The sequence below is a fragment of the Streptococcus oralis genome, from assembly GCF_016127915.1.
Classification (GTDB): domain Bacteria; phylum Bacillota; class Bacilli; order Lactobacillales; family Streptococcaceae; genus Streptococcus; species Streptococcus oralis_BO.
Genome location: NZ_CP066059.1, coordinates 1,308,760 through 1,334,185, shown reverse-complemented (window position 1 = coordinate 1,334,185; position 25,426 = coordinate 1,308,760). Strand labels below are relative to the sequence as shown.

27 protein-coding genes are annotated in these 25,426 nt (G+C 39.6%); 4 read left to right on the top strand and 23 right to left on the bottom strand.

Going from position 1 to position 25,426, the window contains the following annotated elements:
* The first annotated feature begins 254 nt into the window (after positions 1–254).
* The gene (locus I6H78_RS06530; RefSeq protein ID WP_157090878.1) at positions 255–422 is read left to right on the top strand and encodes a hypothetical protein; all 168 of its coding nucleotides are present in this window, start codon (positions 255–257) and stop codon (positions 420–422) included.
* Here I6H78_RS06530 and I6H78_RS06525 read toward each other — a convergent pair.
* The 6 genes from I6H78_RS06525 to I6H78_RS09410 form a co-directional block, all read right to left on the bottom strand.
* Positions 415–609 (bottom strand): DUF1643 domain-containing protein, encoded by a 195-nt coding sequence (locus I6H78_RS06525; RefSeq protein ID WP_198459168.1) that lies wholly within the window; start codon positions 607–609, stop codon positions 415–417. The two genes, I6H78_RS06530 and I6H78_RS06525, sit on opposite strands and share 8 nt — an antisense overlap.
* 50 nt (positions 610–659) lie before the next feature.
* Entirely contained in the window at positions 660–803 is a 144-nt protein-coding gene (locus I6H78_RS06520; RefSeq protein ID WP_198459167.1) for a hypothetical protein, read from the bottom strand.
* Between the two features lie 55 nt (positions 804–858).
* On the bottom strand, positions 859–1,482 hold the full coding sequence (locus I6H78_RS06515) for a hypothetical protein (protein ID WP_198459166.1): 624 nt from the start codon (positions 1,480–1,482) through the stop codon (positions 859–861).
* 3 nt (positions 1,483–1,485) lie between these two features.
* A complete protein-coding gene (locus I6H78_RS06510) occupies positions 1,486–1,938 on the bottom strand; it encodes a hypothetical protein (protein WP_198459165.1) in 453 nt (150 codons plus the stop codon).
* Positions 1,939–1,984: 46 nt separating this feature from the next.
* Positions 1,985–2,482 (bottom strand): hypothetical protein, encoded by a 498-nt coding sequence (locus I6H78_RS06505; RefSeq protein ID WP_198459164.1) that lies wholly within the window; start codon positions 2,480–2,482, stop codon positions 1,985–1,987.
* Between the two features lie 341 nt (positions 2,483–2,823).
* Positions 2,824–3,168 (bottom strand): hypothetical protein, encoded by a 345-nt coding sequence (locus tag I6H78_RS09410; protein ID WP_232619930.1) that lies wholly within the window; start codon positions 3,166–3,168, stop codon positions 2,824–2,826.
* Between the two features lie 515 nt (positions 3,169–3,683).
* Here I6H78_RS09410 and I6H78_RS06495 point away from each other — a divergent pair.
* Positions 3,684–4,475, top strand: coding sequence for a hypothetical protein (locus I6H78_RS06495; RefSeq protein ID WP_198460237.1), 792 nt, complete (start codon positions 3,684–3,686; stop codon positions 4,473–4,475).
* Between the two features lie 68 nt (positions 4,476–4,543).
* Here the strand turns inward: I6H78_RS06495 and I6H78_RS06490 are convergent, their stop codons facing one another.
* Together I6H78_RS06490 and glmS are read right to left on the bottom strand one after the other, a co-directional pair.
* The gene (locus tag I6H78_RS06490) at positions 4,544–5,329 is read right to left on the bottom strand and encodes a hypothetical protein (RefSeq protein ID WP_198459163.1); all 786 of its coding nucleotides are present in this window, start codon (positions 5,327–5,329) and stop codon (positions 4,544–4,546) included.
* A 376-nt stretch (positions 5,330–5,705) separates the two neighbouring features.
* A complete protein-coding gene (gene glmS, locus I6H78_RS06485; protein ID WP_198460236.1) occupies positions 5,706–7,514 on the bottom strand; it encodes a glutamine--fructose-6-phosphate transaminase (isomerizing) in 1,809 nt (602 codons plus the stop codon).
* 215 nt (positions 7,515–7,729) lie between these two features.
* On the opposite strand from glmS, the gene I6H78_RS06480 reads away from it, so the two are divergent.
* Positions 7,730–8,143 carry an EamA family transporter gene (locus I6H78_RS06480; RefSeq protein WP_125328275.1) on the top strand — a complete coding sequence of 138 codons (414 nt, stop codon included), beginning with the start codon at positions 7,730–7,732 and terminating at the stop codon, positions 8,141–8,143.
* A gap of 38 nt (positions 8,144–8,181) precedes the next feature.
* Here I6H78_RS06480 and I6H78_RS06475 read toward each other — a convergent pair whose 3' ends face one another.
* From I6H78_RS06475 to I6H78_RS06420, 12 genes are all read right to left on the bottom strand, one after another.
* Positions 8,182–9,561, bottom strand: coding sequence for a glycoside hydrolase family 1 protein (locus I6H78_RS06475; RefSeq protein ID WP_198459162.1), 1,380 nt, complete (start codon positions 9,559–9,561; stop codon positions 8,182–8,184).
* Positions 9,562–9,659: 98 nt separating this feature from the next.
* Positions 9,660–11,513 carry a proline--tRNA ligase gene (locus I6H78_RS06470; RefSeq protein ID WP_198459161.1) on the bottom strand — a complete coding sequence of 618 codons (1,854 nt, stop codon included), beginning with the start codon at positions 11,511–11,513 and terminating at the stop codon, positions 9,660–9,662.
* A 16-nt stretch (positions 11,514–11,529) separates the two neighbouring features.
* Positions 11,530–12,786 carry an RIP metalloprotease RseP gene (gene rseP, locus I6H78_RS06465; RefSeq protein WP_198459160.1) on the bottom strand — a complete coding sequence of 419 codons (1,257 nt, stop codon included), beginning with the start codon at positions 12,784–12,786 and terminating at the stop codon, positions 11,530–11,532.
* Between the two features lie 15 nt (positions 12,787–12,801).
* Positions 12,802–13,605, bottom strand: coding sequence for a phosphatidate cytidylyltransferase (locus tag I6H78_RS06460; protein ID WP_198459159.1), 804 nt, complete (start codon positions 13,603–13,605; stop codon positions 12,802–12,804).
* An 8-nt stretch (positions 13,606–13,613) separates the two neighbouring features.
* Complete coding sequence (locus I6H78_RS06455) at positions 13,614–14,372, bottom strand: isoprenyl transferase (RefSeq protein WP_198459158.1); 759 nt, start codon at positions 14,370–14,372, stop codon at positions 13,614–13,616.
* Positions 14,373–14,578: 206 nt separating this feature from the next.
* A complete protein-coding gene (locus I6H78_RS06450; protein ID WP_198459157.1) occupies positions 14,579–15,163 on the bottom strand; it encodes a nucleotidyltransferase family protein in 585 nt (194 codons plus the stop codon).
* Positions 15,144–16,142: a Holliday junction branch migration DNA helicase RuvB gene (gene ruvB, locus I6H78_RS06445; protein WP_332836290.1), complete on the bottom strand. Its 999-nt coding sequence runs from the start codon at positions 16,140–16,142 to the stop codon at positions 15,144–15,146. Before ruvB ends, I6H78_RS06450 begins: the two co-directional genes overlap by 20 nt.
* A gap of 357 nt (positions 16,143–16,499) precedes the next feature.
* Positions 16,500–17,429: an aldo/keto reductase gene (locus tag I6H78_RS06440; RefSeq protein WP_198459156.1), complete on the bottom strand. Its 930-nt coding sequence runs from the start codon at positions 17,427–17,429 to the stop codon at positions 16,500–16,502.
* 5 nt (positions 17,430–17,434) lie between these two features.
* Positions 17,435–19,222: a glycoside hydrolase family 35 protein gene (locus I6H78_RS06435; RefSeq protein ID WP_198459155.1), complete on the bottom strand. Its 1,788-nt coding sequence runs from the start codon at positions 19,220–19,222 to the stop codon at positions 17,435–17,437.
* A 1-nt stretch (position 19,223) separates the two neighbouring features.
* Positions 19,224–20,576, bottom strand: a complete 1,353-nt coding sequence (locus I6H78_RS06430) for a PTS sugar transporter subunit IIC (RefSeq protein WP_198459154.1) — start codon at positions 20,574–20,576, stop codon at positions 19,224–19,226.
* On the bottom strand, positions 20,569–20,907 hold the full coding sequence (locus I6H78_RS06425; protein WP_198459153.1) for a PTS lactose/cellobiose transporter subunit IIA: 339 nt from the start codon (positions 20,905–20,907) through the stop codon (positions 20,569–20,571). The genes I6H78_RS06430 and I6H78_RS06425 overlap by 8 nt, the downstream gene beginning before the upstream one ends.
* An 8-nt stretch (positions 20,908–20,915) precedes the next feature.
* Positions 20,916–21,227 carry a PTS sugar transporter subunit IIB gene (locus tag I6H78_RS06420; RefSeq protein ID WP_198459152.1) on the bottom strand — a complete coding sequence of 104 codons (312 nt, stop codon included), beginning with the start codon at positions 21,225–21,227 and terminating at the stop codon, positions 20,916–20,918.
* Positions 21,228–21,434: 207 nt separating this feature from the next.
* Here I6H78_RS06420 and I6H78_RS06415 point away from each other — a divergent pair, with 207 nt between their 5' ends.
* Entirely contained in the window at positions 21,435–22,625 is a 1,191-nt protein-coding gene (locus I6H78_RS06415; protein ID WP_198459151.1) for an ROK family transcriptional regulator, read from the top strand.
* A gap of 35 nt (positions 22,626–22,660) precedes the next feature.
* Here I6H78_RS06415 and I6H78_RS06410 read toward each other — a convergent pair whose 3' ends face one another.
* From I6H78_RS06410 to I6H78_RS06400, 3 genes are all read right to left on the bottom strand, one after another.
* Positions 22,661–23,557 carry a DUF7916 family protein gene (locus I6H78_RS06410; protein WP_198459150.1) on the bottom strand — a complete coding sequence of 299 codons (897 nt, stop codon included), beginning with the start codon at positions 23,555–23,557 and terminating at the stop codon, positions 22,661–22,663.
* 688 nt (positions 23,558–24,245) lie between these two features.
* Positions 24,246–24,662, bottom strand: coding sequence for a GNAT family N-acetyltransferase (locus I6H78_RS06405; RefSeq protein ID WP_198459149.1), 417 nt, complete (start codon positions 24,660–24,662; stop codon positions 24,246–24,248).
* A gap of 11 nt (positions 24,663–24,673) precedes the next feature.
* Positions 24,674–25,369 carry a GNAT family N-acetyltransferase gene (locus tag I6H78_RS06400; RefSeq protein WP_198459148.1) on the bottom strand — a complete coding sequence of 232 codons (696 nt, stop codon included), beginning with the start codon at positions 25,367–25,369 and terminating at the stop codon, positions 24,674–24,676.
* Positions 25,370–25,426 lie beyond the last annotated feature (57 nt).

The following is a 25,426-nucleotide window of genomic DNA, read 5'->3' as shown; positions in this document are numbered from 1 at the left end:
CAGTTTACACCAATCACAGCTCACAGCTCACAGCTCACAGCTCACAGCTCACAGCTCACAGCTCACAGCTCACAGCTCACAGCTCACAGCTCACAGCTCACAGCTCACAGCTCACAGCTCACAGCTCACAGCTCACAGCTCACAGCTCACGCTGATTATGTAATCAAGCGTATTTTTTGTCAAGCCCTAAAACAGACTTTTTCACATTTTTGTGAGAAGGTCTTTTCTGTTGTTTCTGAAAGGGAAATTGCAAGATGAAACGTATTGATATTATAGAAAAAATAGGAAAAGATTACCTTGTTTCAAATATTGAAAATGAGGAATTTAGCTACCAAATTTCAAGTATTTGTTGTGGGGTATGCAATGCTTTTCTTTATTCTTTTATAGATTGTTGGTGGTTAGTTAATAAAAGTTCTAAATGATTAATTCACCATATCTCCATCTTTTGGAGTAACCTATACATTTTTGAATAGTCTGATCATCCGTCTCCTCATCAGCTATCGAAGGATTTAACCCAATAAATACCACTGTTGGTTTTGTTTCATCCCAAATTCGTGTGAGAACATATCTATACTTTCTATCAGTTGATAAAATAGCACTCTTCTCCATATTTCCCCCATTTATTTCCTAATTTATTTTTCCTCATTTTCAACTTCGGATTATATCACTTTGAATATAAGATTAAAGACAATCGCCAGCACATAAAGCATAACCGGCACTATTAATGCTTTAACTTTAAACTTTTTTTGATAAATACCAATTAAAGTAAAAAATAGAATAACACTTGCTACAACATATAACATATATTTCTCCTAATCTATACAAACCGAATTGACTCAATTGACTTTTTGTTGTTTCTTATCCAAAAGCCTTTCCTACATGCCCTCCATAGTAGTGTGAGATACTAACTTGGTGAGCGAGTGTATTATAGTTACCTGTCCAGAAGATACTTTCTTCCCCTTTCTTGGTAGATTTAACAATAAATTGAACAACATCTGTTGATTTCGATTCGTAAACCTCTATATTGTTGACATCGACATCATAACCATTCTGTTGAAAAGAAACTGCAAAGGACATAATCATATCTTGCTTTGCCATTTTAAGATGTTTTTCGTGTGAAAAGTCAATTTCTAAGATATTGGCAGTCTTACATTCCTTGATGACAACCTTAAAAGCACCTTTCACCTCTTTTTCAATACTAAGATCTACCTTATGTCCTGCCATTTCAAGCGATTTAAATGCTTTATTATAACTCTTATCATCTTCTGTAATTTCTTCTCTTAATTTTCCTTTTTCTTGTTGCTTTTGTTCAACACTATCCTGTGTAGTTTCTGTTTGTTGAATAGTTTGCTCTGTTATTTGTTGCGCAGTTTCATTTTCTGCCTTCATATATTTAAGGTAAAATACTCCAGAAACACTTCCAACAACTACTAAGCTAGCCAGGACAACTGCAATTAAAAATATACTTTTTTGTTTAAACATCAATTATTTCTCCTCGTCATCTTGTTTTAAATCAACAATAAAACAAACTAATAGAGCAGGGGAAAGAAAACATAGTACAATAGAAAGAATAAATTCAACAATCGCTTTCCCAAGTGCCTTGGTCGGCCCAGCAATCGAGATGCCCCCTTGCAGTGTCAAGAAGAAATAGTCTTTATAATACCAATATCCAGCAGATATAACTGCAAATAAAGCAAATCCAATCATCCACTTAAATAATAATTCTACCTTGGCACTATATTCTTTATACTCCTTGTCTTTCTTTGCTTTGATAAACGCTTGTTTTTTTCTTTCTTCCTCTCTCTTCTCCTCTTCCTCTTTTTCTAAGAGTTCTTGCTTTAGAATTTCAATAACCTCATCATTTGAAAGTCCTTCGAACTTACTTTTAGGTATTTCCTTGTCCCCGTCCCGATGATCAAAAATGTTATAGTCGTCCATAGCTTTTCTTTTCTTTCCTTTCTTTTCTCTTATAATCCGTGCCTTCTTACAATCGCCCTACTATGGCACCTACGATTGAGAATATCCCTCCAAAGAATAGGATAGGCATAATCACTGCAAGTCCAGCCAGAATAGGTAAGACACTAATAATACCATTAATAATCCACATTATAATAGAATATATAGGAATGATGATACCTGCACCTAGAATAACTGTGGTAGGGATAAGGAATAGGAAGACAATTCCAAAAATACCAATCAAGCGAAACACTCTTCCATAGACTTTTTCATTTTCCTCGCCTGCTAAAAAACATATTGAAGCAAAGCAACCAGTTACACAAGCAAAAATCAAAATAAAATAATCTACTTCTAGATTTAGCTTTCTTTGTAGTAGTCCTGTAAACTCACTCAATGAAAAAATCATAAAAGTTCCAATTCCTTGCCACAACAGAATGAAAAAAGTCAAATTTAGTCCGTTTACTATTGGGTGCAACAATAGTGATTTCGCATAGTCAATTAAAAATAAATAAATGTTTTCTACCATTTTGGTTTGGCTCCTTGTTATTCATATATTTCTATTTTACATAATTTCTGATTTTCTAGCAATAAACCGTGGCTTAGACTTTAAAATGCAACCCGAAAGTTAAACAGAAGAAATCTAACTTTCGGAGTGCGGTACATTAAATATTGGAGCTTTAAATTTCTACTTCAGCAATTGGTTTGCGATAGCGAGGCGAATGAGCATAGTGGCAATAGAGTTTTCCTAAATCAAGTCTAGGCTTAAACTCTTCAAAGTCACTTGCTAGTACATAGCAAGGCTTATAGATACAACTGAATGTGATAGATACTTCCTCTCTTAAATCCTCTATGAGCATTTCTAATGTTTCATACTCGTAGATACGTACTATCTCTACTCTCAAATAGTGCCTTAACAACAATAGAAGTACCATTACCATAAAAGACAGTATTATAGGCGATATTCTCGTAGTATTTCATTTCCAGACGATAATATCTATCTGCTCTTGTATTTTCGATAGATACTTCTTTAGGAATCATATAAAAATATCTGCTCTTTTCTACTGCTAGCGTGAACCGTCTACGCACTTCCAACTGCTTTAAGTATTCGTCAACTCCACTACCGATAGTCAATGCTTTTTGGATAATCGAGGCTTTATCTGAAGAGTTGTTTTTGTCTAACCATTGTCCTAAAAATCTATGAACATATACCATAATTTCTTCTCCTTGTTATTCGTATATTTAAATTTTACATAATTTTTCTTTTCCTCGCAACAAACTTGGTACTACGATAGAATTTTGGGCTCTTTTAAACTTTAAATCTTAATACGAAAAATAATTTAAATACGCTTCACCTTAAGTAATTTTGAAAAACTCAAGTATCCATTATAATATTCTTGTTGTTTCTTCATAGTTGAAACAAAGGCCAACTTTACAGGAACTGCATTGGCTCTCGAATGTTTAAAACTTAAATCTTCTGATTGAGGTATAAATCTTAATTTATCCTCTAAACAGTTATAAACATTCTATGACATAATTAAATTACGAAATATTTGCAGAAGCATCATTACAAAACATTCGTAGATTGTATGTCTTACTCTTTTTTATGATAAACCATTTACAAAATTTCAGATTCAGTAAAGTATTAATTGAAAACTCTTGCTCTATATGATATGCTAAATATATCAAAATTAAACATATATAAGAAATAGAAAGTGCAGGCAGAGCCAATGAGTGATGTTAATGAAGTGATTAGTCTGTATAAATCAAGTTCATTTTATAAAAAATATAAAGATACATATTTTTCTGATATTATTTTAAGAGATGCTCTTAAATGCAAGATTACCATACATAGATATTACGGACTAAGTAAAATGAGTTATGAAGATGTACATAGATTATCTACTGATGTTTTACGAGATTTATTAAATGGATTTGCCAAGGAAGTAGATTTCAATGATATAGAACTATTCTGGAAAATGATTCATGCGTTTTATATTGATCCAGATTCAAAGGGATTGCGAGAACTGAATGGAATTCAATGTACAGCAGATGGTCTATTTTCTATCTGTAGAATATACAAAAAAAATGGGATTGACAACCTAACTGTTGAAGAATACGATATGTATCGTAAAAAACCAATATTCTTTTTCCCTCGAGAACTGAATGGAATTAACAGTAGGCGCCATTCTGTTTTCGGTGATAGAATTGACTATACACTATATGATATTAAGTTATATCTAGATGCAAAAACGGAAGAAGAACGAAACCAGTGTAAGTTAATTTCTACATATAAATTACCAAAGACAAAAATATGGTTAGAAAAACTGGGAACTTTCAAAAATTTAGTTGATTGGTACGGCATAGAAGGGATTTTTGTAAATGATAATTACGATGTTTATGATATTGAACGAGGAAACGGAAAAGTGATTTCAGCTCACCTCGATAAATATGATAGGGATTGGAGCGAAAATTACTATAGAAACCTACAAGAATATGTTGTTCGATTCATAAGGAAATGAATACTATGATTTTTGTACTTTATCCTAAAAGTTAAATAGAAAAAGCTAATTTTAGGAGTTAATACAATCTAAATACGCTTCACCTTAAGTAATTTTGAAAAACTCAAGTATCCATTTAAATATTCTTGTTTTTTCTTCATGGTAGAAACAAAGGCCAACTTTACAGGAACTGCATTGGCTCTTGAATGTTTAAAACTCAATTCTTCTGATTGTGGGATAAATCTTAATTCATCCTCCAAATATCTATACACTCTTTCAGGAATTACTAAATTACAGATATACTTCGCATGATCATTGTTTCGAAACATTCGTAAGTAGTACTTCTTATCAGTCTTTCCTATAAACACCTTACATTCTCCATAGTACATAGTCAGGTGGGCAGATTCTTCTAATTCATTTAGGAGAAGGGATCTGCGAGGTAAATATTTTCTGATTCCATCCTTATTTTCTAAAACAATTTTTACATCAGAAATTTCGTTCTTATCTTGCGGAGCGTTGACGTTTCCTAACAGCTTTTCTCTAGTGACCTTTTCTTCCCAAATACGATTTAAAAGTTGCTCAGCAAAGTCTGCATCAATTTTCTCATAGTATTCTTTCAGTTCTATTTTCGAAGCAGATTCCAAAGAATATTCACATCCGTCACCATGAGGTGATTTAGGATGGCTCGATAGATAGACTTTCCCTTTTTTCTCATTTATCACTAAGTCCACTTTGTAACAACCTGGACAAAATAATTGGTTTTCATACTTAAGTTTTGTCCCAGCTTTATCATTTTGATATTCCTTTTGCAGATCATGAAGTTCTAATCTCTCATGATTGTAAATACAATATTGAAATTTATTTTTTGTAAACATAATGCTCCTTTCTAATTATCATCGATTAAATCTTATTTTAAAAAACTGAAATATGTAGTTATCTAAAACCACCATCTATTTCTCTTAAACAACACAAAAACGCTCTAGACAATATCACTAGAGCGTTTTCTATATATCCGAACATCTAATTTATTTCACAAAAATGTAGTCATTCGGTTGATTTTTATTGCAATACATTGAAATTTGAAAATTCAAGAATCGCCTTACATCAAGGTTTTTTCGTTTCTATTGAAACATAATGACCCTCTATTTTACTTCTTTTCAGGATAAATAACTTAGTTATTAATACAGTGACTCCCCACTCAAGCATACCAAGAGAGAGCAAAAAAGCCTAGATGAACTAGACTTTCTTTGCTTATTCTACTGTTACTGACTTAGCAAGGTTACGTGGTTTGTCCACATCAAGGCCACGGTGGAGTGTTGCAAAATAAGCGACCAATTGCGTTGGTACGACCATTGAGATTGGTGAGAGGTAAGGGTGGACGGTCGTAAGGACGATATCGTCTGTCTCTTTAGCAACATTCTCTTCTGCAATAGTGAGAACCTTGGCACCACGGGCTGCGACCTCTTGGATATTTCCACGAGTATGGTTGGCAAGGACTGGATCTGATAAGAGGGCCAAGACAGGCGTTCCTTCTTCAATCAAGGCAATGGTTCCATGCTTGAGTTCCCCTGCCGCAAAACCTTCACACTGGATGTAAGAAATCTCTTTTAGCTTAAGACTGGCTTCCATGGCTACATAGTAGTCTTGACCACGTCCGATGTAAAAGGCGTTGCGAGTTGTTTCGAGAAGGTCACGAACTTTTGCATCAATGGTTTCTTTCTCAGAAAGAGTTGATTCGATAGACTGAGCTACGATTGACAACTCATGAACCAAGTCAAAGGCTTGAGCTTTGGCATTACCGTTTGCTTCTCCGACTGCTTTTGCTAGGAAGGCAAGAGCTGCGATTTGCGCAGTATAAGCCTTTGTTGATGCTACGGCAATTTCAGGACCTGCATGAAGGAGCATGGTATGGTTGGCTTCACGTGAAAGAGTTGAGCCTGGAACGTTTGTCACTGTCAAGCTTGGGATTCCCATTTCATTGGCCTTAACCAAAACCTGACGGCTATCAGCTGTTTCACCAGACTGGCTGATAAAGATGAAGAGTAGTTTTTTGCTGAGAAGTGGCATACCATAGCCCCACTCAGATGAAATTCCAAGTTCAACAGGTGTATCCGTCAACTCTTCCAGCATCTTCTTAGAAGCAAATCCTGCGTGGTACGATGTTCCAGCTGCAAGGATGTAAATGCGGTCTGCATCTTGAACAGCCTTGATGATAGCTGGATCTACAACAACTTGACCAGCCTCATCTGTGTAGGCTTGGATGAGTTTGCGCATGACCGTTGGTTGCTCGTCGATTTCCTTGAGCATGTAGTAAGGGTAAGTCCCCTTACCGATATCTGACAAGTCTAGCTCAGCAGTATAGCTAGCACGCTCACGACTGTTACCATCATAGTCTTGAACTTCGACGCTATCAGCCTTGACGATTACCAACTCTTGGTCATGAATTTCCATGTATTGGTTGGTCTCTCGAATCATAGCCATAGCATCTGAGCAGACCATGTTGTAGCCTTCTCCAAGACCAATCAAGAGCGGTGATTTGTTCTTAGCGACATAGATGACATCTGGATTTTCAGAGTCAATCAAGGCAAAGGCATAAGAACCACGGATGATGTGAAGAGCTTTTTTGAAGGCTTCAAGAACTGAGAGACCTTCTTCTTCTGCAAATTTCCCAATCAAGTGAACAGCGATTTCCGTATCGGTTTGCCCCTTGAAGTGGTGACCTGCAAGGTATTCTTCCTTGATTTCAAGGTAGTTTTCAATCACCCCATTGTGCACCAAGACAAAACGTCCTGTCTCAGAGCGGTGTGGGTGAGCATTGTCTTCCGTTGGTTTCCCGTGAGTCGCCCAACGAGTATGTCCGATACCAGTTGTCCCCTCAACACCTGCTGTCTTGGCAGACAATTCTGCGATACGACCGACAGCCTTAACCAGGTGATTTTCAGCACCACCTAGGACAAAAATCCCCGCAGAATCATAACCGCGGTATTCGAGCTTTTCAAGCCCTTGAATCAAAATATCAGTTGCATTTGTGTTTCCAACAACACCAACAATTCCACACATAGTATATACGACACAGACCAGCTGTGCTTTCTCCTTAAATTGGTATAGTCTAATTCTCACTTTACGGAATCAGCAAAAACAGTATATACTTGTTTTTCTCACTTGTCAAGAATAAAAATTGGTATAGTTTTTCCATCTGGTATTTTATCAAGATTTCACTTGATACCTGACAAGTCAGCATCAATTACTTATAATAAAAAGAGGAGGTATTTGCCATGTGGTTTTTCTTCGCACTTTTATCAGCTATCTTTGCAGCCTTAACGTCAATTTTAGCCAAGATTGGGATTGAGGGAGTTCCATCCAATCTAGCAACTGCTATTCGTACAGTCGTCGTCATTCTTATGGCCTGGGCCATGGTTTTCTTTACCAATAGTCAGACCGAAATTGTCAACATCAGTAGAAAAAGTTGGCTCTTTCTCATCTTATCAGGCTTAGCCACTGGCGCCTCCTGGCTCTGCTACTACAAGGCACTACAGATGGGCAATGCGACTGAGGTATCTGCTGTCGATAAATTCAGTCTCGTCATTACCCTCGTTCTAGCCTTTTTCTTCCTACAGGATGTCCTGACGTTTAAAACAATTATTGGCTGTATCCTGATTACGATTGGGACCTTGGTGATGATATTGTAATAAAAAGTGAGATGAACGCCATCTCACTCTTTTTATTCTTAAAATCCATTATGGTCGCTGAGTTCCTTGAACCAGTGCCCTGATTTCTTCAGACGGCGTTCTTGTGTTTCCAAGTCTAATTCAACCAAACCATAGCGGTTTTTATAGCTATTGAGCCATGACCAACAGTCGATAAAGGTCCAAATCAAGTAGCCCTTACAATTGGCTCCGTCTTCAATCGCACGATGGAGTTCACGAAGATGCCCTTTGACAAAGTCGATACGATAGTCGTCCTGAATCATGCCATTCACACGGAATTTATCTTCACCTTCAACACCCATGCCATTCTCTGTCAGCATCCACTCGATATTGCCATAGTTTTTCTTGATATTCTGAGCGATATCATAAATCCCCTGCTCGTAGATTTCCCAACCGCGGTGAGAATTGATTTTACGGCCCGGCATGATATAAGGCTCGTAAAAATGTTCTGGCAAGAGGGGACTGTCTGGATGTTTAGCAAAACGTGGCGCCATAACGCGCAAAGGTTGGTAGTAGTTGACTCCTAGGAAATCAACTGTATTCTCACGAATGAGTTCTAACTCTTCAACAGTGTACTCTGGCAGCAAATCATGTTCAGCTAAAATTTCCACCAATTCCTCTGGATAAGCTCCCAAGACAGACGGATCTAGGAAAGATTGAGCTTGGAAGAGGTCGGCAATGCGCGCAGCCTTGACATCCGCAGGATGCTGGCTACGTGGATAGGCTGGTGTCAAGTTAAGTACAATCCCAATCTTAGAGCCAGGCAGAATCTCATGACAGGCCTTAACCGCAAGACTACTAGCCAGTTGCGTATGATAGGCAACCTTAACCGCTGCTTTGGCATCCACCTTGTGAGGGTAATGGGCATCGTAAAAATAACCAAATTCTACAGGGACGATGGGCTCGTTAAAGGTAATCCATTGGTCCACCAAGTCACCGTAAGTCTCAAAACAAAAACGAGCATAGTCTTCATAGGCTGAGACAGTCGCCTTATTTTCCCAGCCATCCCCATCTTCTTGTAGAGCAAATGGCAGGTCAAAGTGATAGAGATTAACTAAGAGACGAATTCCCTTGGCCTTAATGGCTTCAAAGACCTGACGGTAGAAAGCCACCCCTTGCGGATTGACCTCTCCACGGCCTTGTGGGAAAATGCGAGACCACTGGATAGAAGTTCGGAAGGCTGTATGCCCAGTCTCTACCAGAAGCTCAATATCCTTTTCCCAGTTTTCATAGAAAGTCGATGTTTTGTCAGGTCCAATCCCATTGTAGTAGCGATTGGGTTCCACCTGATACCAATAATCCCAGAGATTATCTCCTTTACCATCACCAAGCACTCGTCCTTCTGTTTGTGGTCCAGAAGTGGAGGAACCCCAAACAAAATCCTTTGGAAATTTTAGCATAGCTTTACCTCTTCGTTTACTCATTTTTCCCATTATATAGAAAAAACAAGGTAAAAACTAGTTACATTTTTGCCTTGTTTTTCTTCTGATTATAGTTTTTATTTCTTGCTGAGGATTTCAAGCGTTTCAAGCAAGTTGTCTGCATGAACTTCGATGGTGTCACCAGTCGCCTTAATCTTAACTTCTACGATGCCATCGGCTGCTTTCTTCCCAACAGTGATACGGATTGGCAATCCAATCAAGTCGCTATCGCTGAATTTAACACCGACACGTTCGTTACGGTCGTCTGTCAAGACTTCGTAACCAGCTCCCATCAAGCTCGCTTCAAGTTTCTCTGTCAGAGTTTGTGCTTCTTCGTCTTTGACATTGACAGTAATCAAGTGCACATCAAATGGTGCCAATTCTTTAGGGAAGTTAACTCCCCAAGCGTAACGGTATTCACCTTTAGGCGTTTTGTTGACAAAGAGGCGAGCGTGTTGTTCCATAACTGCGGAGAGAAGACGGCTAACACCGATACCGTAACATCCCATGATGATTGGCACAGCACGGCCATTTTCATCCAAAACATCTGCACCCATACTTGCTGAATAACGAGTTCCGAGCTTAAAGATGTGACCAATCTCGATACCACGGGCAAAGTTAAGAACACCTTGTCCATCTGGTGAAATTTCACCCTCACGAACTTCACGAATATCCACGTATTCTGCAGTGAAATCACGACCTGGGTTCACACCTGTCAAGTGGTAGCCATCTTCGTTAGCCCCCACAACAGCATTGCGAACATCTTGTACCTTACGATCTGCAATGATTTTCACATTTTCTGGCAAACCAACTGGACCAAGTGAACCAAAGCCAGCTGGGATAACACTTGCCACTTCTTCTTCGCTCGCAACATCAAAGAAATCTGCACCCAAGTGGTTTTTCAACTTGACTTCATTGAGTTGGTCATTTCCAACTAGAAGGGCTGCAACAAGCTCTCCATCTGCCATGTAGAAGAGGGTTTTGATCGTTTGCTCTTCTGGCACGTTTAGGAAGGCTGCCACTTCATCAATTGATTTAACATCTGGTGTTGCGACACGAGTCACTTCTTCTTCCGCAACGACACGGTTGCTTGGTTTGTACTCGTTTGTTGCCATTTCTAAGTTAGCCGCATAACTAGACTCACTTGAGTAGGCGATGGTATCTTCACCAGAAACCATCCATTTAAGTAATTCTGCCTTGATTTCTTCTTGCACTTCTGCAGGAATTTCATCAAATGAGGCAACTGACTTATCTAAGACAACCCAGCGGTCGAGGTCTGTACGAGCTGGTGTGATGGCCATAAATTCTTGGCTGTCCTTACCACCCATAGCTCCACCGTCACCGATGATGGCTTTAAAGTCCAAGCCACTACGAGTAAAGATACGTTCATAGGCCACTTTGTACTCGTCATAAGTCACATCCAAACTATCGTAATTAGCATGGAAACTATAGCCGTCTTTCATGATAAATTCACGCGTACGGAGAAGCCCGTTACGTGGACGTTTTTCATCACGGTATTTCGGTTGAATTTGGTAGAGATTGAGTGGCAATTGCTTGTAAGACTTAACAGAATCACGGACAATAGCTGTAAAAGTCTCTTCGTGGGTCGGACCTAGAATAAAGTCTGACTTTTCACGGTTTTTCAGTTTATAAAGGTCTTCACCATAAGTTTCATAACGACCTGATTCACGCCAAAGATCGGCACTGAGAAGGGCAGGAGCCAACATCTCCACCGCACCAATCTTATCAAATTCTTGGCGCATGATGTTCTTGGCTTTTTCGATTACACGGTTAGCAAGTGGCAGGTAAGAGTAGACACCGGCAGAAACTTGACGAACATAACCAGCACGCAACATAAGGGCATGGCTGATAACTTGAGCATCGCTTGGCATTTCGCGAAGCGTAGGGATTAGCATTTTACTTTGTTTCATAATATTCCTCGATTATCTAAAAGAAGAGTCGCATAATGTCATTCCAGGTCACAGCTAGCATCAAGACAACCATGATAACTACACCAGCCATGGTGACATAGGTTTCAATTTCTTGTTTAAGGGGTTTCCGGCGAATTGCCTCTAGGATATTGAGCACAATCTTTCCACCATCCAAAGCCGGGATAGGAATCAAGTTAAAAATCCCGATATTAATAGAAATCATAGCTAGGAAGTAGAGGACGTTCTCAATTCCATTTTTAGCAGCATCGCTACTTGCCTTAAAAATAGCAACGGGACCACCGAGTTTGTTCAAATCTGGATGGAAAATCAAGTTTTTCAGAGCCGAAAGGATACGGAGCCCTGAGTCGGCAGCAGTTGTAAATCCACCAACAAACATGGATAGAAAGTCTGACTTGACCCCTGGTTGAACCCCGAGAATGTAACGTCCTTGATTCTCTTCTGGAGTCACCGTGACTTGTTTTTCGCTACCATTTTCAGAAATAGTCACATCCAAGGTCGGGGCAGTCTTGTCCTTGGTATCTGCTTCCACAGCCTGGGTCAAGTCTTGCCAATTCTTAACCTCGTGCGAGCCGACCTTGGTAATTTGAGCGGTCTCAGCTACGCCCGCCTTAGCCAAAGCTCCCTCTGGCATGACATGAAAGAGATTGGTCTGAGTATCTCTAACACCGCCTTGCAAAAAGATCAAGATCCAAAAAACAACAACACCTAAGATAAAGTTATTCATAGGACCTGCAAAGTTGGTGATGAGCTTGCCCCAGATAGAAGCATTTTGATACTGTACATCCAGAGGAGCGATGCGCACTTCGGTTCCGTCTTCTTCAACAACCGTTGCATCATGATCCACTGCAAAAGTCTTTTCTTCTTCCAGGACCAAACCCTTGATAAAGAGCTTGTCTTCAAAGTCAAACTGAGTTACCTGCATAGGAAGAGCCGTTTGATCCAGTTTCTTCCCTGAGAGGTTGATCCGTTTGACCTTACCATCATCAGCAAGTGTTAAACTGACCGGAGTTCCCGTCTTGATCTCTGTCGCATCATCACCCCAGCCTGCCATACGAACATAGCCTCCTAGAGGAAGGATCCGAATGGTATAAGCAGTGCCATCCTTACCGATATGGGAAAAAATCTTGGGCCCCATACCAATGGCAAATTCACGAACTAGAATGCCTGATTTCTTGGCAAAATAAAAATGTCCAAACTCATGCACCACCACAATAATCCCAAAAACCAGGATAAAGGTTAGCAATCCAATCATTCAATATTCCTTTCTTTAAAACAGGCCAAATAAGTGCATCATTGGAAATACAATCAGCATGCTATCAAAGCGATCCAACACACCGCCATGTCCCGGGATAAATTTCCCAGAATCCTTAACACCGAAATGGCGTTTCATGGCACTCTCAATCAAGTCACCAAACTGACCTGCCACACTGAAGAAGGCAGCAAAGAGACTCATTCTATAAATCCCATAAGGAAGAGCAACTGTGCTGTCCACTAACATGAAAATCACTGTTATCAGTACCGCACCTAGAATGCCCCCGACAAATCCCTCAATACTCTTATTAGGAGAAACTCTCGGAGCCAATTTATGCCTACCAAAATTCATCCCTGTCAGGTAAGCTGCGCTATCTGTCGCCCAAACGATAAAAAGGGCCAAAAGCACCTTGTCAAAACCTGCCACCCGAGCATCTAGTAAGGCATTGAAGCCAAAACCAACATAAAAACTCACAGCAATTGGAAAAGCGGCATCTTCAATCGTATAACTTTTACTGAAAACGGTCGTCCCTAGCATTATGGTAATCAAAACACTGTAAGCAACCACATTCCCATCAACAGGCAAAAAAGTTAGGTAATTTTCTAAAGGGACTGTGAGAGCGAAGGTCGCAAAAAGAGTCAAAGCGCCCTCAATGGTCATAGTCTTTAGTCCCTTCATGTGCAAGAGTTCATGGACGCCTAGCATTGCTAACAAGCCAATCCCTATCTGCAACAGGAGCCCTCCCACAAACAAGACTGGAAGGAAAATTGCCAGGGCCAATACCGCAAACAATGTTCTCTTTTGTAAATCCTTGGTCATATCTTCTCCTAAACTCCTCCAAAACGGCGATTGCGATGGTTAAAAGCAGCAATAGCTGCCTGCAAGGCGGCTTCATCAAAATCAGGCCACAAGGTATCCGTAAAGTAAAGCTCACTATAGGCTGCCTGCCATGGCAAGAAATTACTCAAACGCAACTCACCACTCGTACGGATAATCAAATCAGGATCCCGCAAATCCTTTGGCAGGTGTTGCGTAAAAAGATAGTCCCCAATCATATCTTCTGTGATGTCACCAGGGTTGATTTTAGCATCTAGAACATCTTGAGCCAAGCCCTTAAGAGCCTGCGTAATTTCAGCACGGCCACCATAGTTAAGCGCAAAATTGAGAATCAAGCCCGTATTGTTCTTGGTCAACTCCTCTGCTTTTTTCAAAGCTTCAAAAGTCGGCTTAGGCAAACGGTCTGTCTCTCCAATCATCTGAATCTTAACGTTATTTGCGTGCAATTCAGGGACATAGTTATCATAAAATTCGACTGGCAAGTTCATGATAAACTTGACCTCTTGATCTGGGCGTGTCCAGTTTTCCGTTGAAAAGGCATAAACCGTGATGACCTTGACTCCCATCTTGTTAGCTGCCTTGGTCACCTTTTGAAGGGCTTCCATCCCCGCCTTGTGTCCGAAGACCCGCGGTTGCATCCGTTTTTTAGCCCAACGACCATTCCCATCCATGATGATGCCAATATGAGCAGGAACCTGTGTTGGAACCTCAACTTCTATAGCTTTATCTTTCTTAAAAAATCCAAACATGTTCTTATTCCTATTCAAAAATCTATCGTTTCATTATACCATATTTCCCTATTTTCTTCTATTGCTAAGTTATTAGCTCTCCTTACAGACAAAAAATAAGCCGCCTGATTGGGCGACTTAATTTTATAGGGAGATTATTATGAAAAAGTTTTAGGAGTTTAAGTTAAGTTCCTCTTAACTTATGAACCTAGTATACCGTCACTAACTTAAATTTTTCTTAAGTTTTTTGAAAAAGTGAGATTTTTCCATTTTTCTTGCCAATTTTTCTTGGACAAGCGTTCTTGATAGCGCTTCATTCGGTCCTCATTCTCTAAAAAATGAGGAGTTGGGGAAACTTGAAACTTTAAAATATCCTCTAGACCATAGGGCGCAAAGGGCTCTAAAGTTGCATCGGCATGCAAGCGAAGGCCTATCGCCGTACAGCGCTCAGGATACTTACTCATGGCATCACGAGAACTCGTGTAAGGCGCTGTGTGGGGACTGTGCAGATGCATATAGACCTGATTTTTCAACTCCCACTGATACTGAGGGAAATCTTCTCTCAGCTTTTTCTCTAGGGATACTGTTTCCTCATAAGAAATATCTGGATCAAAGAAAATCACATCCACGTCCGTTTCATGATCAAAAGGCGATTTATCAGACAAGAGATTCCAAATGAAATTCCTGACAGAACCTGCCGCCAACCACGAATCTTTCAGACCAAGGTCACGAATGATGGTCAGAATGGTCATCATATCTGGAGTTTCTCTGAAAGCATCTAGAATTTCTTGCTCATTTTTCACTGTATTCATAACCTAAATGTTCATATGCCTTAGCAGTCGCCACCCGTCCAGACCTTGTCCGCATGATAAAACCTTTTTGGATGAGGTAAGGTTCGTACATATCTTCGACTGTCTCACGCTCCTCGGCAATATTAACAGAAAGAGTTCCTAAACCGACAGGACCACCACCGTACATCTCAATCATGGTGCGAAGGATTTTTTGGTCTACATAGTCCAAACCTTCACGGTCTACATCCAGCATGGTCAAAGCCTTATCGGTAATCACATCATCGATAACCCCATTCCCCATAATCTGGGCAAAGTCGCGCACGCGCTTGAGGAGACGATTGGCAATACGAGGAGTTCCTCGACTACGTAAAGCTAACTCAGATGCAGCTTCATGAGTGATTTCCATCTCAAAGATATCTGCCGTCCGCTCAACAACCTCTGTCAAGTCAGCGTGGGCATAGTATTCCATATGGCCTGTGATCCCGAAACGTGCTCGCAGAGGATTTGAGAGCATACCCGCACGGGTCGTCGCACCAATCAAGGTAAAAGGTGGCAAGTCCAGATGAACACTGCGACTAGTTTCACCAGCACCGATCATAATATCGATGTAAAAATCTTCCATGGCACTATATAAAACTTCCTCAACAGCCATGGGCAAGCGATGAATCTCGTCAATAAAAAGAACATCTCCTGGCTCCAAGTCATTCAAAATTGCTACCAAATCACCTGCTTTTTCGATAACGGGACCAGACGTCTGCTTGAGATTGACTCCCAATTCATTGGCAATGACAAAGGCCATGGTCGTTTTCCCGAGACCTGGAGGACCAAACAAAAGAACATGATCCAGCGCCTCATCACGCATTTTTGCGGCTTCGATAAATATTTGTAGCTGATCCTTGACCTTGTCCTGACCGATATATTCACGTAAATATTGGGGACGGAGGGTACGTTCTACCAACTCCTCATCACCCATGATTTCATTATCTAAAATTCTACTCATGTTCCTATTATAGCAAAAATCCAGCCTACAAACAAAAAAAGCCACCTGATTGGGTGGCTTCTTTAGGGAGATTATTATGAAAAAGAAAAGTTTAGGATTTCATTAAATAAAGGGTACTCAATGAAAATCGAAATCAGACTAGGCAGATAGACGCAAGCATAACTGTAGTTAGCTAAGTCGACTCTGACGAAGTATGGTGAGATTTTCGAAGAGTATTAGGAGGTCTTTATTTAATGATTATATAATACAAGATGAATCTTAAAGCTAACTTAACTTTTTCTATGATTGATTATTTTTTTAACAAAAGAAGCAAATTGTTTTCACAATTTACCTCTTGAAATAGGGAGGCATAGATATTTACGGCAAAGCATTTCCTGCGCTTTTATAAATTTTATACCATTCAGAACGTGGCAAATCTACTTTAAATGCTTCTGCACTTGAGCGGATTCGCTCTGGATTCATACTTCCGATGATTGGTTGCATATTCGCTGGATGCCGTAAGATCCAAGCAAGGACAATCGCTTCAAAGGAAACTTGATGCTGCTCTGCAAACTGTTTAAGTGTCTTTGTCAATTCTACATATTTAGGATGATCCATAAACAATCCCTGTGCCAAATCAACTTGGAATGGCGACCATGGCTGGATAGTAATATCCTTCAATCGGCAATAATCCAAGACGCCTCCATCACGATTGATGGCAAAAGAATTGTGCATATTAGCATTCAGACCTTGATCAATCATAGGCGTATGAGCTGGGCCAAACTGCAACTGATTGACAATCAGTGGCTGCTTGACGCTCTTTTGCAAAAGTTCGATTTGGTAAGGATTTTGATTGCTAACTCCAAAGTAACGCACTTTCCCCGCTTGATACAAGCGATCAAATGCTTCTGCTACTTCATCTGGCTCGACCAGAGCATCTGGACGATGCAAAAGCAAGACATCCATATAATCGGTCTGTAGGCGTTTCAAACTGGCTTCTACTGAGTCAATGATATATTCTTTTGAAAAATCAAAATGATAATTCGTATGCACATCTCGCAAGCCACATTTTGACTGAATGATCACTTGATCACGTAAAATTCCCGCATCTTGCAAGCCTTTAGCAAACTTAGCCTCTGACTCGCCACCTGCATAAACATCGGAGTGATCGTAGAAGTTAATACCGATTTCCTGAGCGGTCTTCAACACAGTTACAATCTCATCTGAAGACTTTTCAGCCATCCGCATACAGCCCAAGACCAATTGACTAGCTTGTTCCAATTCATTCCCAACACGGATATATTTCATTGTTTTTACAACCCCATTTCTTTAAATACCGGCTGATCAATCAAGGACAGTTCTTCAACTTTTACATTTTCCGTCTCAAAGACGATAAACTCATTTTCTTCCTTCAGAAATCCTGACGGAATATACAGATATTGAATCGGACCTTGACTCCAATAGCGTCCTAGATTAAAGCCGTTGACACTGATACAGCCTTTACCATACTGCGAACAGTCGATAAAAGTATCTGCTATCTCATCTAATTTTACATTAAATTTGTAAAAAACGGGTGATACAATCTTATCTGGCACAGGATTTGTACATTCTAGCTTAGACAACATGGCCTCATCAAACTTCAAGGCATAGTGTTTCCAACCTTTACGGAATTGGTGGTTGATCATGATACCACCTTTTACACCTTTAGACTGGCTAGGAGCATTCAATTTATACCCATAGTTGACACGTCCCATATTTTCTACCAACACATCAATTTGAATACGCTCTGTATCAGCAGAGAATAGCATTTCATCTCCCAGCTCTTCTCTATACTGAGTAGCTAAGTGCTCTTGATTGATATAGAAATGACAACGATCGTGAGTTTCTAATGCTTTCAGTCGCTCTTCGTGATATTGATTCTTAATATCTGAACGATAAAGGATGTAGCCATGATTCTGCCCAATACGCTCCATTGACTGTGGATAATCGTGTATAATTTCCTCTGTGATCTGTGGAGCTACATCCAAAAGATCTGCAGTTCCTTCAACAGGAAAGCTTCCATAAGTTCTGGCCTTACGAATAATTGGATCCATTTGTTCCAATTCTGGGAAAAGTTCATGCGTCACACGTTGGACAGCATAATACTTCTCTGTTGGCACACCCCATTCTGTAACCGGTGCATCGAAATCATAGGATGTAATTTGTGGTAAATCTCTTGTTTTCCGAGCAGAACAGCCACTGATAAATCCAAAGTTTGTTCCTCCACGTAGCAAGAAGAGATTCATACTACCGATCTGCATCATTTCTTTTACATCCTGTGCGAGGTCTTCAGCATCTCGGCGGACAATTTCTTCGCCCCAACGGCTAAACCAACCATCCCAGAACTCTGTACACATAAGCGGCCATTTTTTACCATGGCGCTCCATAAAAGCACGTAAATTATCTGTATTTTCCTTCGCTTGCGATCCAAAATTTCCTGTTACAAAGATATCATCTTCAATCAAGGTACCTGATTCCAAAGCTTCGATCCAAGTTCCATCTGATGTAAAGAGTGGAACACTGACTCCACGATCTCGCATCATTTTCGCAATGTTGCGCATATATTCCTTGTCTTCCGCATAAGAACCATACTCATTCTCCACTTGCATCATGAGAATAGGACCGCCCTCTGTAAACTGATAAGGCAAGAGCTTTGGAAAGAGCCAATCATAAAAACGACTAACCTTTTCTAAAAACAAAGCATCATTTACGCGGAAACGCATGCCAGGATAATTGAGTAACCATGGTGGCATTCCACCAAAATCAAACTCAGCACAGATATAAGGGGTCGGACGAACAATCAAATGAAGGCCCATTTCCTGTACAAGATCAAAGTAAGCTTCAAAATCAAGTAGGCCGTCTCTTACAAATTGCCCTTCTTGAGGTTCGTGCAAACTCCAGGGAATATAAGTCTCAACAGTGTTGTAACCTAGTGCTTTTAAGTTGTGGAGTGTTTCTCGCCATTGATCAGGATGAAGGCGAAAATATTGAATGGCTCCTGATAAAATTTTAAAAGGCTTCCCATCAAGATAAAATTCATCACGTATTTCAAAATTTATCATATTATTGCTCCTGTTGTTTGTCAGCCATCTTGACAAATGGCAAGTAAACAAAGGTAGAGATAGCGATATTAATGAGTGATAGAACGATCGCTCTCCAGTCAAAGGCTGTCGCAAAGAATCCGTACAAGACAGGAGGCATCACCCACGTTACGTTCTGAGTAACAGGTGCAACAAGTCCCCATGCAGTTGCCCAGTACGAGACAGTCACCATCAGAAGTGGCGTCACTACATACGGAATGAACATAATTGGATTCAGTACAATTGGCAGACCGTACATCACAGGCTCACCGATATTGAAGATCATTGGGTAAATACCCAATTTTGCTACTTCGCGATAATGTTTATTTTTAGCTTGCCAAAGAATTGCAATTGCGACACCAATCGCATCAAACCAAACAAAAGCACCAAATGAGTTATCTGTCCACATATATGGAATAGCTTGCCCTGCTTGGAAAGCTTCTAAGTTTGCAAGCATGGTAACACCAAATAGACTAGCCATGACCGGTGCTAAGACATTACCACCATGAAGTCCAAAGAACCAGAAAATCTTATTCAAAAATACAATTAACAAAACAGCCCAGAAACTTTGTGACATGCTAAGAAGTGGTGCTTGAAGGACTTTATAGATCCAGTTAATCATTAATTCACCAGTCACAGTATTGAAGATATAAGTCGCAATACCGATGACATACATAGCAATCGCAGCTGGAATGATAGACAAGAATGGCTTCATGATTGCAGGTGGAACAGAATCTGGAAGCTTGATTGTCCAGTTACGATTCATGACTTTACAAAAAATGATAACAGAGACAAAACCAATTAAAATTGCTGTAAAATAGCCACGAGCACTAATTTGGTCGCCCGGAATCACACTATTAAGTGTTACTGCAAGGCTATTACCAGTTAATTTAAACTCTGGTAGTTTCTCAACTGCCTTACCAACCGCTTGGCTATTTGAAGCCAATTCAAATGTCTTTGTGATAGAACCACCAATCGTAATAACATAAGAAGCGACCGCTACCAGTCCAGCTGACACCTTATCTGTTTTGTAGATTCGAGCAATGTTTACACCGAAGGTAAATAAGAACAAAAGAACAACAATTGGAATACTTCCCTTGAAGACTAACCAGTTGATGTCAATCAACCACTGGAAAGCACTTGTGATCCAAGTCCAACCAAATTGACCTGGAAGGTCAGACAGAAAAGCATTCAGCATTAAAGCAAATGAACCTGTCATAATGACTGGCATGGTTCCAATAAAGGAATCACGAAGAGCAACGAGGAACTTTTGATTTCCTATTTTATTGGCAATCGGCATCAGGCGCGCTTGCCATTTATCGACAAAATTACTCATAATAGTCTTCTCCTTTTTTTTCTATTTTTTGATAGAGAGCAATGATTTCCTTAGCCAAGTCAACAAAAGCGATGCTCGTCATTAAGTGATCTTGACCATGAATCATAAATAAATTAATTTCGTTTTTTTCTCCTTGCGCCTCTCTAGTCAGCATATCTGTCTGAGCATGGTGTGCCTCTAAAAGTGCCGCCTGAGCTTGGGAGAGTTTTTCTGTAGCATCATCAAATTTCTGATTTTTAGCTGCTGCAATGGCCTCTAAAGCACAAGATTTTGCTTCTCCGCCATACATAATTAACTGCATTGCAACTTCTATAGATGATTGTCTGTCCATACATCCTCCTATTGCATCAAAGACTCAGCTAGCTCTAGCACTTTGTCCCCCTTCATCATGCCGTAATCCGTCATAGGAATGACATCTACTGGAGTAGTTGCTAACTTTTCTCTAAAATCATCCAATAGATAGCGTACCTGAGGGCCTAATAAGACAACATCAACTTGGTGTTCGGCTAGATAGCTTTCTGCTTCTGGAACTGGAACTGCAAAAATGTTTGCTTGCATCTCTTTTTCTTTTGCTGCTTTTTGCATTCTTGTTACCATGAGACTTGTACTCATACCTGCAGCACAGACTAGCATGATTTCTTTTGTAGCCATATGTTTCCCCTCCTAAATAATTTGGTATTTTAAAAATTAAAACAAACTTATTATTTGTAATATGTAAATAAAAAAGCTGTTTTTTTGTTTATTTAAGTTTATTGTTAATTTTCTATAAATATTATATACTGAATTTTTGAAAATGTCAACGCTTTCATGTTGAGTTTTTAATTATTTTTTGATAATATATCAGCTGAGGTAAAAATTATGACATTAACTCGAAAACAAGCTGAAATCAGGGCAACAATTCTAGATCAACTCTATGCAAAACGCCCGATTTCTCGTATCGATATTTCAAAAGAAACACATATCACTCCTGCTACGACAGGCAATATCATCAACGAACTCATTAAAGAAGGATTGGTGCACGAACTAGGAGAATTAGAAGACGATAGTGTCGGACGTAAAAAAACTTTACTAGACATCACTGCTCGCCAACACTTTTATTTGGGGTTTGAGATTTCTGAAAAGTATCTTGCTTTAGTGATTGCTGATAATATAGGTGATATTTTGGCTAGCGAATGGCATACACATCATCTAGAACATCAAGGCGGTCCTAATGATATTGAAATCATTCAACTTATCCAACATTTTTTACAAAAAAATAAGAATTTTTCTATTTCAGCAATTGGGATTGGATTGCCAGGACACGTTAAATTAGACGAAAGCCCGCAAATCATCTCTAAAAACCCACTTTGGGAAAATATAAACTTAAAAACAATACAGGATGCTTTTGCTGTTCCCGTTTACTTTGGTAATAAATCTCACTGCCTCACCTTGGCAGAGCGACTCTTTAACTATCATTCTACAGATAGTAATTTCATCGTTTATCATGTTGCAAGAGGTATTCATTGTTCATATATGTATAACGGAAGTATCTATAGTCAAGAAAATTTCCTGATCGGAGAAGTCGGACACACTGTCATCAATCCTGAAGGCGAACGGTGTCCTTGCGGTAAAAATGGTTGCCTGCAAGTCTATGCCAGTGAGAGCGCCCTGATTGACAAAGCAAGCTTGCTCTATCGCTCTTCCCGTGTCTCTTTACTTCGAACCTTAGTGGCCGATTCTGGTGATATCAGCCTCAATACACTTCTTACAGCTTACCAATTGGGAGATCTTGGTAGTATTGAGTTAATCAATACCGCCTGTAAATATTTGACGATTTCGATTTCCAATCTATGCCAACTTATTGACACAGAACGCATTTACTTAGATGGCGAAATCTTCTCTTATCCTATAATTGCAGAGCAGATCCTCTCTCGCTTACATCACATGGTACAACTGTTCCCACATCAAAAACAACCCGAGATTACCATCAAACCGTATTCTCATTTGAATGTTGCTAGAGCTGCAATCAGCCTATGTATTAACGAAGCTTTTCTTCATAAAAAAAATTGAGAACCTACATGGTTCTCAATTTTTATATATATATTTTAACGATTGATCGAACGAGCAATCATCGAAACCGTATGGCGCTGGCCACGAAGCGCTTTGCTCATTGCAAAGATGTTCTCCACTGGGGCAAGACAACCATATCCTGAATCTCCAATATGCTGAATGTCTACACCACAGATTTTATTGCGGATTGCCATTTGCTTAACAATATCTGTATCCGAACTCTCTTGACTCGTTCCAATAGCGCTCATTACGAGAGCCCCTTTTTTATGTGCCAACTGAACGATTTGTTTCAAATCTGCATCATCAAATCCTGGAACACTTCCCACCGCTGGAGCTAGGATAATATCTGCTCCCGCTTCAATAAATTGATCGATAGCCTCCAAGTCCGCTACTGGCTCATCTACTCCTGCACCATGCATTTTTCCAGCAATGAGCAAACCTGAAAAATGCTCTTTCACTACTCGAATCGTATCGATAATTGCCTGATTGGTTACCCCTGTTCCTGGATTTCCTGTCAAGCAAATAAAATCAACACCATATTGTTCTGCTGCCTGAATGGTTGCAGCACTAGCTTGCCTACCTTCGTTAATCTCTTGACGATCTTCGGCCATTTGCGCCTGCGTATCAATCGGTTCTAAATTGACTCCGATAGGACGTCCAACTAAGTGATGTAGCTCCTCTACAAAATTTCCTTTCCCAGTCAAACCATCCACATAAGGATTGAAGAGATCAATACCATTTAGCAAAATAAGGTCTGCACCAAAAGCTCTAGCCATCTCAGAATTCGTAATATCACCGATATAAGATTCCTTAAAAGCCACATTTTCTGATAAGATGATCCGTCCCTCGCTAGCTTTGATGCTTTGTTTCAGCTCACTAGCTGTCATACTTAAAATCTCTGATGCATTAGAGCTAATAAATCGTTTGACCATATTTCTACCTCTTTTTGATTTTGTTTATAATTTGTTAATTATTGCGATTTAATTTTTATTTTACAGCTTTTTTATTTATATTTTATTACCAATTAAGTATAACACTTTTATATCGAAATGTAAACGCTTTATTTTTAGAAACTAAAAAAAGCTGATACAGAAGTAGCAAAGTTTTTTCTAATTTCTAAAATTTTTTTTTGTTAATTTTTCCAAATGGGATTTCCTTTCTCAAACAACAAAAAAGCCACCTGATTGGGTGACTTCTTTAGGGAGATTATTATGAAAAAGAAAAGTTTAGGATTTCATTAAATAAAGTTAGGAGGTCTTTATTTAATGATTATATGATACAAGATGAATCTTAAAGCTAACTTAACTTTTTCTATGATTTATCATTTTTTAAAAATTTTCTCCAAATGGAATTTTTTCTCAAACAACAAAAAAGCCACCTGATTGGGTGGCTTCCTTAGGAGATTATGATGAAAAAGAAAAGTTTGGGATTTCATTAAATAAAGGGTACTCAATGAAAATCGAAATCAGACTAGGCAGATAGACGCAAGCATAACGATAGTTAGCTAAGTCTACTCTAACGAAGGCTGGTGAGATTTTCGAAGAGTATTAGGAGGTCTTTATCTAATAACTATATAATACACGAGGAGACTTAAACTTTACTTAATAAAAAATAATTTTTTTATCTTTTTCGATCCACCCAAATCATTCCTGCACAGTCATAAGTAGATAAAGTTTCAAATCCCAGAGATCGATAGAATCCCAAGGTTTTTTCTGTCTGTTCGGTCACTAGTTGGACTTGATAGGCATCTTTGAAGTCACCTAAAGCCTCTTTCATCAAGTCGCTACCAATCCCTTGGCGCTGATAGCTAGGCAAAACGATCAAATCCTGGACAAAAATCGATGAGAAACCATCTCCGACCAAACGGACCAAGCCCACCACGGCATCGCCATCAAGTGCCAGATAAATCGCTAATGAGTGAGACAAGGCTCTCTCCAACATCTGAGGTTGATGTGTATAATTTGTCCATCCAACTGCCTGATAGAGATGCAAAACATCCTCTAGCTTGACGATTTCTTGCCTTCTAATAGTCATCATCCTAATACCTCTCAGAATTCTCTTAAGCTCTTGTACTGCCGTCCATTTTTATCAAAATTTTCAGGAGTCAGCCATGCTTCCAAACGAGCTTTAACTTGAGGCCAGTCCTTATCAATCATAGAGAGCCAATCCGTATCCCGTGTACGTCCCTTATAAACGACTGCCTGACGGAAGGTTCCTTCATAAACAAAGCCCAAACGCTCCGCAGCTCGTCTGGATGGAAAATTTAGAGCATCGCATTTCCACTCATAGCGACGATAGTTAAGCTCCTCAAAAACATAGCGTGCCAAGAGATACTGAGCTTCTGTTCCTATCCTCGTCCCCTTAAGAGCAGGCGAAAAAGTGACGGCACCCACTTCTATTACTCGGTTATTCTGGTCAATGCGCATGAGAGAAAAAGTTCCCAAGGCCTTACCAGTTGCCTTGTCTATAATCACGTAGTAAAAACGGTCCTTACGAGCCAACATCTGATTTAAGACGGTAACCAGTTCCTCCATATCTGCCACTGGTTCCTGAAAGAGGTAGGTCCACATCTCCCGAGGAGTACCTGGACCATAAACAGCTAATAAATCCTCCGCATGCTTTTCCACCGAAAGAGCCTCTATCCGAGCGTAGCGCCCTTCTAAGAAATCAATAGAAGGCAATTCACCAGATGTATAACCTTCCATTGACTCACCAATTATCTGACCATATTCATTTACTGGCATTGTTTTCTCCTTGTTTTACGCTGAAAATACTATATCATAATTTGCTCTATATGGAAA